We start from the raw sequence: 9907 nt of genomic DNA, 5'->3' as shown, positions 1-9907 counted from the left end.
GCGGCGGAATCCCGCCAAACTGTCGATGACAAACAAACGATTGAAGGCCGGGTGGAACGAAAAATTCCTCGTCAGCCTCATCTCGTGAAATTCAACTCACCCGATTCCCCTGCTTGTCGGTCAGCCGTCGGAGGTTGGCGGACGGCGAAGGTCGGGGCTGGTGCGGGATGCGGCGAGGGGCGGCAGGCGGTGGTAGTGCCGCGCGATCAGCGCTTCCTTCTTGGCACGGGTCCAGCCCTTGATCTGGCGCTCGCGGGCGATGGCGTCGAGCATGCGGTCGTAGGTCTCGGTGAAGACCAGGACGACCGGGCGGCGCTGGCGGGTGTAGCCGTCATAGACGCCGGCATCGTGCTCCCAGAGGCGGGACTCGATCGGCTGCTTGGTGAGGCCGGTGTAGTAGGAGCCGTCGGCGCAGCGCAGGATGTAGATGGTGGCTTCGAGCGGCATCGCGGTGCTCCGGTGGCTCGCGGTGCAGGATGCGGGATCGGGGGTGCGGCGGCAACGGGGTTCGCGCGTCGTGCGTCACCCTCGTGGTTCGACAGGCTCACCATGAGGGTGAACTGAAGCGCTGCGGCAGCCGGGGGTGTGCGTTGCGTGCTTTGCGGTGATGTCGCTTCCGATGGAAGGCGCGGCCCTGACTTACCCTCATGGTGAGCCTGTCGCACCACCAGGGCAAGCGGCACGGCAGGGGTACCACGCGCCCCTCGTGGTTCGACCGTTCGACAAGCTCACGGCTCACCATGAGGGGCTACTTCAGTGCCGCTCTGCCTCGATCCGCGCTCACGGCTCACCACCTGGCCCATTCAAGCGCCATGGTGCTTTGGCCCGTCGTCACGAAGGCTGATGGGGCGCGTTCAAGTACCCCTCATGGTGAGCCTGTCGAACCACAAGGGGTGCCTGGCACCGCCGCCCTCAACTGTCCATCTTCAGCGCGGCGATGAAGGCTTCCTGGGGGATGTCGACCTTGCCGAACTGGCGCATGCGCTTCTTGCCCTCCTTCTGCTTGTCGAGGAGCTTGCGCTTGCGGGTGGCGTCGCCGCCGTAGCATTTGGCGGTGACGTCCTTGCGCAGGGCCGAGATGGTCTCGCGGGCGATCACCTTGCCGCCGATCGCCGCCTGGATCGGGATCTTGAAGAGGTGGTTGGGGATCAGGTCCTTGAGCTTCTCGCACATGCCGCGGCCGCGGCGCTCGGCCTGGGCCCGGTGGACCAGCATGGACAGGGCGTCGACCGGCTCGCCATTGACCATGATCGACATCTTGACGAGGTCGCCCTCGCGATATTCGGCCATGTGGTAGTCGAAGGAGGCGTAGCCCTTGGAGATCGATTTCAGCCGGTCGTAGAAGTCGAAGACCACCTCGTTGAGTGGCAGCTCGTAGGAGACCATGGCGCGCTTGCCGACATAGGACAGGTCGGTCTGGATGCCGCGGCGCTCCTGGCACAGCTGCAGGATGTTGCCGAGATAGTCGTCGGGGGTGAGGATGGTCGCCTCGATCCACGGCTCGTGGATCTCCTCGACCTTCATCACGTCGGGCATGTCGGCCGGGTTGTGCAGCTGGATGGTGGTGCCGTCGGTGAGCTTGATGTCGTAGACGACCGAGGGCGCGGTGGCGATGAGGTCGAGGTCGAACTCGCGGGAGAGGCGCTCCTGGACGATTTCCAGGTGCAGGAGGCCGAGGAAGCCGCAGCGGAAGCCGAAACCCAGGGCAGCCGAGGATTCCATCTCGTAGGAGAAGCTGGCGTCGTTGAGCCGCAGCTTGCCCATGGCGGCGCGCAGTTCGTCGAAATCGGAGGCGTCGACCGGGAACAGGCCGCAGAAGACCACGGGCTGGGCCGGCTTGAAGCCCGGCAGCATGGTCGCCGTCTGGCGCTTGTCGTCGGTGATGGTGTCGCCGACGCGGGTGTCGGCGACCTCCTTGATGCTGGCGGTGATGAAGCCGAGCTCGCCGGGGCCGAGCGCGTCGACCTGGACCATGGCGGGGGTGAAGACGCCGACCCGGTCGACCGGGTAGCGGGCGTCGGTGCCCATCATGCGGATGGTCTGGCCCTTCTTCAGCTCGCCGTCGATGATGCGCACCAGGACGATGACGCCGAGATAGGCGTCGTACCACGAATCGACCAGCATGGCCTTGAGCGGGGCGGAACGGTCGCCCTCCTTGGGGGCGGGCAGGCGGTGGACGATGGCCTCCAGCACGTCCTCGATGCCGATGCCGGACTTGGCCGAGATCATCACCGCGTCGGAGGCGTCGAGGCCGATGACGTCCTCGATCTGCTCCTTGACCTTGTCGGGCTCGGCGGCCGGCAGGTCGATCTTGTTGAGGACGGGGACGATCTCGAGATTGGCGTCGAGGGCGAGATAGACATTGGCGAGCGTCTGCGCCTCGACGCCCTGCGCGGCGTCGACGACCAGCAGCGCGCCCTCGCAGGCGGCCAGCGAGCGCGACACCTCGTAGGCGAAGTCGACATGGCCGGGCGTGTCGATGAGGTTGAGGACGTAGGTCTCGCCGTTCTTGGCCGTATAGTGCAGGCGCACGGTCTGGGCCTTGATGGTGATGCCGCGCTCGCGCTCGATGTCCATCGAATCGAGCACCTGCTCCTTCATGTCGCGCAGCTCCAGCCCGCCGGTGGACTGGATCAGCCGGTCGGCGAGGGTCGATTTCCCGTGGTCGATATGGGCGACGATCGAGAAGTTGCGGATATGGTCGAGGGGCGTGTTCGCGGGCATGGTGCTCATGTCGCGCGATATAGAGACTTGTAACGGTTCTTGGAAGCGCCGTTTCGCATGTGCGGCGATGGCGCGGGCGGATTGGGGCTGTGCGGGCGGCGCGGCGGCGACCGGGATGGGCCGCCGCCGGCAGGGCGAAGGGCCCGCTATTCGCAGATCGTGACCGGGCCGATGTCGACGCAGGCGCCGCGCCGGCCGATGCGCCCGCCGGCGACGCGGCGGCACAGCCCGCGATTGTTGCGGCGGAAGCCGGGATCGCGGCGGCAGCGACGGGCGAAGTCGCGGCGATTGTAGCGGCGGCCACGACGGCGGCCTCGGCGGTCGTCCCGCCGCCGGCGCCGACGGCGGCGGCGACGCCTGCGGTCGTCGTCCCAGCGCTGGGCGACGTCGTAGCTGCCGTCGTCGTGGGGCGCGGCATCGGGCTCGGCCGCTTCGGACGGCGCCGTCAGGAGGCCCGGGGCGACGAGCGCCAGGCCGCCGGCGACGCCGAGACCGATCAGGAACCGGCGGCGCGACGGCGCGGCGGGTTCGTCAGCCGGCGGGGGGCGTCGTGCGACACCGAATGTCCATAATGACCATTGCATGCTGTCCTCCCTGTCGGCGCCGTCCGGGCGCCGATCTGCCGGCGTTCTGGGTGACCGGTGCGGCGATACGGTCCGCCGTGCAGCCTGCCGGCAGGAATACATAGATGTCCGGCGGCGATGGTCGAGTTGACATCGGCGAATCGGGCGCTCGCCTGCAGCAATTTCGGTCATATATTCCGCAAAGGAAGATATGTGGCGGCGGCTGGCGTTGGTGCCGGGATCCGTCATGGGCGGGGCGCAGGCGTCCGGCGACGAGGGAACGGGAGGGACGATGGGACGCGAGATCGAGCGGAAATTCCTGGTGGCGAACGATGGCTGGCGGGCGCAGGCCGTGCGCGCGACGCGGCTGGAGCAGTTCTACCTGTTCAGCCGCGAGGGGGCGTCGGCGCGGGTGCGCATCAGCGGCGGCACGACGGCCCGGCTGACCATCAAGACCGGCAGCGACGGCCTGTCGCGCGGCGAGTTCGAATACGACATCCCGCTCGCCGACGCGCAGGAGCTGCGCGAGAGCCGGATCGGCGCGCTGGTGGAGAAGACCCGCCATGTCGTGCCGCTGGCGGGCGGCTTCGAAGTCGAGGTGGACGTCTTTGCTGGCGCGCTGGCGGGGCTGGTGATGGCCGAGATCGAGCTGGCCGGGATCGACGACGCGCCGGTGCTGCCGGATTTTCTCGGCCGCGAGGTGACGGGGAACCCGCGCTACTTCAATTCGCAGCTGGCGCTGGAGGGGTTGCCGGCGGCGGACTGATGTCTCGGAGGTCGTTGCGCTTGGCATGGCGGGCCGGACAACCATGTTGCCGTCTGCAGGCTTGGCAGTCGACAGGGCGCCGGCGGCCACGCATGCTGCGGGTCCGCGGCGGCGCCGATGCCGGCCGGCCGCGACGATGGAAGGGGACATGTGCATGGCCTACAGGCTCGATCCGGGCGCGCCGCTCGATGCCGAATTCCGGCGCATTGCCGGCGAGCAGATTCGCAAGGCGGAGAAGGGGCTGGGCGCGGGCGAGGGCGACCGCCACGCGGCGGTGCACGATGCGCGCAAGCGGATGAAGAAGCTGCGCGGCCTCTTGCGCCTGGTGCGCGACGCGCGGCCGGCCTTCCATGCCAAGGAGAACGCCCGGTTCCGCGATGCGGCGCGCAAGCTGTCCGGCGCCCGCGACAGCGGCGCGCTGATCGAGGCGCTGGACCAGCTCGAAGCCCATTATGCCGACGAACTGGCGACGGACGCCTTCGGGGCCGTGCGCCGCGAACTGACGGAACGCCGCACGAACGCGGAAAAGGCCGAGATGGGGCCGGCCGTGGAGCAGGTGTTGCGCAGCCTGGGTGCGGCGCGCCACAAGCTCGACGGCTTCGTCATCGGCCGCAAGAGCAAGGCCGGCGACGCGGCGACGATCGTCGCCTCGGGCATTGCCCGCAGCTACGGGCGCGGACGGGCGGCGCTGGCGACGGCGCAGAAGACGCGCGAGGTCGACGCCTTCCACGAATTGCGCAAGCGGGCGAAATATCACTGGATGCACCTGCGGCTGGTCGGGCCGCTGTGGCCCGACGCGATGAAGCCGCTGGCGGAGGCCGGCAAGCAGATCGGCGATTCGCTCGGCCTCGACCATGATTACGCGGTGCTGCGCGAGCAGATCGCGGCGACGCCCGACGCCTTTGGCACCTCAGGCGAACTGGCCGTGGTGTTGGCGCTGGCCGACCGGCGGCAGACGGAACTGCGCGAGAGCGCGCTGGACATGGCGCGCCAGCTCTTTGCCGACGATCCCGACGGCGTCGAGACGCGGATCAAGCGGCTCTACCGCGCCGGCGCCGGGCGCGCGGCGCGCGATCCGGCGGCACCGGCGAGTTCGCCGTCGGATTCCCGCCGCCGGGCCGGCTGAGCCGGTGCGGGCCGCGGCAGGACAGCGGATGGGGGCTGCCAACGGGGCATTTCCTCCCGGGCGCTTAGGCGGCATAAGGGCCTGAGCGATTTTCGGGAGCCCGCGACATGATCGAAGCCTATATCTGCGACTACATCCGCACGCCCTTCGGCCGCTTCGGCGGCGCCCTTGCGGGCGTGCGCGCCGACGATCTCGGGGCGGTGCCGATGAAGGCGCTGATGGCGCGCAATGCCGGCGTCGACTGGGACGCGGTGGACGACGTGTTCTACGGCTGTGCCAACCAGGCGGGCGAGGACAACCGCAACGTGGCGCGCATGTCGCTGCTTCTGGCCGGGCTGCCGACCGGCGTAACCGGCGTGACGCTGAACCGGCTCTGCGGCTCGGGCATGGATGCCGTCATTACCGCGGCGCGGGCGATCCTGGCGGGCGAGATGGAGATCGCCATTGCCGGCGGCGTCGAATCGATGTCACGGGCGCCCTTCGTCATGCCCAAGGCGGAGACCGCCTTTTCCCGCCAGGCCGCCATCTACGACACGACGATCGGCTGGCGCTTCGTCAATCCGCTGATGAAGGCGCAATACGGCGTCGATTCCATGCCCGAGACCGGCGAGAACGTCGCGGCGGACCACGGCGTCAGCCGCGCCGACCAGGACGCCTTCGCCGTGCGCTCGCAACGGAAGGCGGCGGCGGCGCAAGGCTCGGGCCGCCTGGCCCGCGAGATCACGCCGGTCACCATCCCCCAGCGCAAGGGCGATCCGGTGATCGTCGACACCGACGAGCATCCGCGCGGCGACACCACGCTGGAGGCGCTGGCGAAGCTGCCGACGCCATTTCGCCGGGAGGGCGGCACGGTGACGGCCGGCAATGCGTCCGGCGTCAATGACGGCGCCGCGGCGCTGATCGTCGCCTCGGGCGCGGCGGCCAGGCGCCACGGCCTGACCCCGATCGCCCGGATCCTGGGCGGGGCGACGGCCGGCGTCGCGCCGCGGGTGATGGGCATGGGGCCGGCGCCGGCCTCGCAGAAGCTGTGCGCCCGGCTGGGCCTGAACCCGACCGATTTCGACATCATCGAACTGAACGAGGCCTTTGCCAGCCAGGGCATCGCGGTGCTGCGCGAACTCGGCCTCGCCGTCGATTCGGACCATGTGAACCCGAATGGCGGGGCCATCGCCATCGGCCACCCGCTGGGCGCCTCGGGCGCGCGCATCACCGGCACGGCCGCGCTCGAGCTGGCGACCACCGGCGCCCGGCGCGCCCTGGCGACCATGTGCATCGGCGTCGGCCAGGGCATCGCGATCGCCCTGGAGCGGGTGTGATTCCAGGATAGCGACGCCGCCGCGCCGGTGGTGCGGCGGCGGTGAGGGGGGTAAGCAGGGGGCGACGATCAGGCGCCCGGGACGGGCGTGCTCAGACGGATGGTGGCAGCATCCGGGTCGGTACGGTGGTCGTCGGGAAACAATTGTGCTCAAGGCCGAATTGCGAGGGCAGGGGGCGGCATTTGTGCCGCGCAAAGAGGGTCATTCCGTCTCTGCCAGCCTGTGCAGTAGAGCGATGAGTTCGGTCTGACGATGCGTGTCGGCAGAGCCTGACATTCGCAGCCGGCATGGCGGAGGCTGCGTTGCGGGCAGACCGCTGGGATGATGCTGTTCGAGTATCCTGCAACGTGGCACCACCTAATCTTTACGGACCGGAGGGGCTCATAGAGCGTCAGGAGCGCGTCGTCCGCTGCGGCGACGGCTGATGCGCATGCATGGGAGCACCGTGGTGCGGCAGCAGCGAACGAGCTTCTATGGCTGCCCCGCGTTCGACGGTAAGAGTTAAGAATAAACTCTTCCGTCGATACCAATCCGGTGATGGCGTCGGCGCTGTGTGCTACTGACCGGCGAAATGGCCAAGAGGGGAACAGTGGTCCAGCCTGGTTTTCTCAGCTCGCCTGACATCCAAAATTGGCTCGCCGGGGTCCAGCCCGCGTGGACGGCCTTGGAGTTCGAGAGCTTTAGCCGTCTTCGCCGCGAGCCTGATGAACCGGACATCGCAATCCAGTTCTCGGATGCCGTCTCGTCTCCCATCGCCCAGAACACTCTGGCCTTCCTGTTCCGGTTGGTAGATGGCGCGAAGCTGACCGTGACGGGCAATCTCACCCGAGCGTTCGTGGCCGAGGTTCTCGATGATCTGGACTGGCCAAACTTCGACCGTGAGGAGATGTTTCGTTTTCACAAGGTGATCAACGAGCCGGATTGCCTGCCCCTGCATGCGATGCGGATCTTCTGCGATCGCGCAGGCTTGGTCCGGGTCTACAAAAAGCAGTTGCGCCTGACAAAGGCCGGGAAGCAAATGGTGTCCTCCGGCAATCTGGGTGAGTTGAACCGCAGGCTGTTCCTCGCGACCTTCTGGAACACCAACCTCGCCTATTTTGACGGCTACCCCTTGGGGCCGTGGCCTCAATTGGACACCGGCGTCGCTCTGTGGTGCCTCTCAGTCGAAGCCCACCAGTGGCAAGCACCCGCGTACCTCGCTCGCGCATCCACCATACCGATCAACGGGATCATCGAAGCTGCTGGGAGCAGAGACATCGCGGGACCGATTTTTGAAGCCCGGGTTCTCCGTCAGCTCTCATGGTTCGGATTGCTTGAGGTGGAAACGACGCCTGACCCGGATTATCGGTTCATCAAGCGGCGGCGCTATCGAAAAGCCGAGAGCTTCGACCAGTTCCTATCCTTCGACGTACGGTTGGAGCGGCAAACACGCCTCCACTAGGGGCGCGACGCCTTGAACCGCTCACACGCTGTCAGCCGTTGCGCGAACAGATCCACATCGGCGCGGTAGATCTCTTCGCGTAGGAACCGCATCTCCATTGCGTGGTCGTCCTCCTCGATCTCGATCCACCAGCATTTGGGCCTGCCATCTGACCCATCGCTCCACCGGTAGCCCCGCGCTTTCAGGATGTCCTTCATGTCGAAAGGACTGCCCTCGGCGAATAGGCGGAGCCGGGTACGCGATGCTGACGTGACGAGTTGCTGGAACGCAGGAATACCGCCCGTCCGAGGCGCAGCCGCCAGCACCTCCAAGAGCGCATGGCAATCGTCAACCGCACGATGGCCGTTGTGAAACCAGCCGCATTGACCCACGAGGTAGGCAAGCTTGCTGCCTTCAAAGCCGAGCGAGGTCCAGTCCACCTCCGACACGGAACAGACCCACGGCTTGATGTCGAAGCCGGGGGCAAAGCGTTCGCAGAATGGCCGGTCGAATTTTGCGTTGTGGGCGATGACCAGCTCGGAAGGCTCGATGAATGCCGCGACCGCCGATAGATCAATGCTGCGGCCCGCGACCATGTCGTCGGTGATGCCGGTGATCCTCGTGATTTCCGCGCTGATCGGGACGCTTGGCTCCTGCAGCTGCGAAAAGACGTCGATGACCTCGCGAATGCCCCCGTCGTCGTAGGTGAAGGCCACCATGCCAAGTTCGATGATCTCGTCTCGGCGATGATCGAGGCCCGTAGTCTCGGTGTCCAGGATGATGCCGACGCGCTCGCCAGGATTAAGCGCGTAGTTTTCCCGGGCGGGACGTGGTTCGAGTTTGCGCAGGATGCGGTAGCGTCCGGTTCGTTCAAGCTGTTGGGCAAGCGCTTCCTCGTTGTCAGTTGGTCCCTCCCTCGGCGTGGCCGCGACCCGCGCGTCGGCAACTGGCTTTGATGGCGCGAGCTGATTGGAGGAGGCTTCGGAGGGTTCCGCAAAAAGATCGATCTGCCGTGCTGCCTGCGGTCTGTTCATCGCCGACATGGTGGCTCCTCGCTGTTGCTCCGCGGCCGTGTACGGTGGGATCAGCGGTCAATGAAGCTGGTGTTCGGGTGACGACACGAAGGCTAGAATGCCTTCATGCTGGACTGCCGATTTGAATTCCTCATAAGCGGCTTCGTCGGTCGCGAACGCATCATCCCAAACCGTCGATGTGTTGACGCTGTCAACGACTTCGAGCCACCAACCTTCGTCATCATCCGCAATGCGGAAGATGTTCACGGTGACGGTGATGCCATTATCGGTAAACGAGCCCGTGTAGGGGGAATATTCGATGTCCGGGTCGTGGTCAGTGTCGGTCATGGCTCAACCATCTGCTGCATGCCGCCAATATTATTCCGAGGGACGCGAGAACGCTACCCGGCAAGACGCAGACGCCCTCACAGCGTGCGTTTGTGAGAGGTGCGCAACCAGCTCGCGAACAGAGCGAGCGAGCACGCTGATGACTGCACGAACATAACGGCGCGTCGAGATGCGGTGCCATGCGAGGGTCCTGGTGAAATGGCGATGCTGCCCCCAACCCTGATCATCGACAAATCTCCATCTGCACGCCGGAGCAAGCTCGTGCAGCGTCAGGAACGCGTCCTCCGCAGCGTTCGTGGCGGTCACGCTGCCCAGCAGCTACCCCAGCCTTCCCGCGCGCCGTTGACGCTCATAGCGTCTTCACGGCGTACACCCGGCAGCGGGTAAGACCGTAACGCGCGTCGCTGGTCATCAGCGTGAGGGTGCCGCCGGGCTCGATCTGATAATCTAGGTTCTCGCTGTATGCGGGCCTCGTCGAGATGCTCTCGCGAAACCGATTGCTGCCGACGCAGGAAAACCGTAAGCGGTGGGCGACGGACATTGCCTTTTGGGCTTGACCGGTCCTGAGGGAGGTCTGCGGCCTTCGAGGCGCAAGGTCGCCTTCGAGTGCAACAAAGTTTGCAACGTTTGT

General features: G+C 66.6%; 10 protein-coding genes. 4 read left to right on the top strand and 6 right to left on the bottom strand.

Going from position 1 to position 9907, the window contains the following annotated elements; genetic code table 11:
* Positions 1-120: 120 nt before the first annotated feature.
* The 3 genes from VQ042_RS23300 to VQ042_RS23290 all read right to left on the bottom strand — a co-directional run bounded on the left by VQ042_RS23300 (position 121) and on the right by VQ042_RS23290 (position 3308).
* On the bottom strand, positions 121-447 hold the full coding sequence (locus tag VQ042_RS23300; protein WP_331822678.1) for a GIY-YIG nuclease family protein: 327 nt from the start codon (positions 445-447) through the stop codon (positions 121-123).
* 465 nt (positions 448-912) lie between these two features.
* Positions 913-2724, bottom strand: coding sequence for a translation elongation factor 4 (gene lepA / locus VQ042_RS23295; RefSeq protein WP_331822677.1), 1812 nt, complete (start codon positions 2722-2724; stop codon positions 913-915).
* 146 nt (positions 2725-2870) lie between these two features.
* The gene (locus tag VQ042_RS23290; protein WP_331822676.1) at positions 2871-3308 is read right to left on the bottom strand and encodes a twin-arginine translocation signal domain-containing protein; all 438 of its coding nucleotides are present in this window, start codon (positions 3306-3308) and stop codon (positions 2871-2873) included.
* 271 nt (positions 3309-3579) lie between these two features.
* Here VQ042_RS23290 and VQ042_RS23285 point away from each other — a divergent pair, with 271 nt between their 5' ends.
* From VQ042_RS23285 to VQ042_RS23270, 4 genes are all read left to right on the top strand, one after another.
* Positions 3580-4053 (top strand): CYTH domain-containing protein, encoded by a 474-nt coding sequence (locus VQ042_RS23285; RefSeq protein ID WP_331822679.1) that lies wholly within the window; start codon positions 3580-3582, stop codon positions 4051-4053.
* 154 nt (positions 4054-4207) lie between these two features.
* Positions 4208-5179 (top strand): CHAD domain-containing protein, encoded by a 972-nt coding sequence (locus VQ042_RS23280; RefSeq protein ID WP_331822675.1) that lies wholly within the window; start codon positions 4208-4210, stop codon positions 5177-5179.
* Positions 5180-5286: 107 nt separating this feature from the next.
* A complete protein-coding gene (gene pcaF / locus VQ042_RS23275) occupies positions 5287-6495 on the top strand; it encodes a 3-oxoadipyl-CoA thiolase (protein ID WP_331822674.1) in 1209 nt (402 codons plus the stop codon).
* A gap of 589 nt (positions 6496-7084) precedes the next feature.
* Entirely contained in the window at positions 7085-7936 is an 852-nt protein-coding gene (locus tag VQ042_RS23270; protein WP_331822673.1) for a hypothetical protein, read from the top strand.
* On the opposite strand, the gene VQ042_RS23265 is transcribed toward VQ042_RS23270, so the two are convergent.
* The 3 genes from VQ042_RS23265 to VQ042_RS23255 all read right to left on the bottom strand — a co-directional run.
* Positions 7933-8949, bottom strand: a complete 1017-nt coding sequence (locus VQ042_RS23265; RefSeq protein WP_442880195.1) for a 3'-5' exonuclease — start codon at positions 8947-8949, stop codon at positions 7933-7935. The two genes, VQ042_RS23270 and VQ042_RS23265, sit on opposite strands and share 4 nt — an antisense overlap.
* 57 nt (positions 8950-9006) lie before the next feature.
* Positions 9007-9276: a hypothetical protein gene (locus VQ042_RS23260; protein WP_331822671.1), complete on the bottom strand. Its 270-nt coding sequence runs from the start codon at positions 9274-9276 to the stop codon at positions 9007-9009.
* 349 nt (positions 9277-9625) lie between these two features.
* On the bottom strand, positions 9626-9907 hold a 282-nt coding region (locus VQ042_RS23255; protein WP_331822670.1), incomplete at its 5' end, for a hypothetical protein.

It is taken from the genome of Aurantimonas sp. A2-1-M11 (genome assembly GCF_036549475.1).
GTDB lineage: Bacteria > Pseudomonadota > Alphaproteobacteria > Rhizobiales > Rhizobiaceae > Aurantimonas.
Note: the sequence above shows the minus strand (reverse complement) of the source record. Positions and strands in the feature narration are given on the sequence as shown.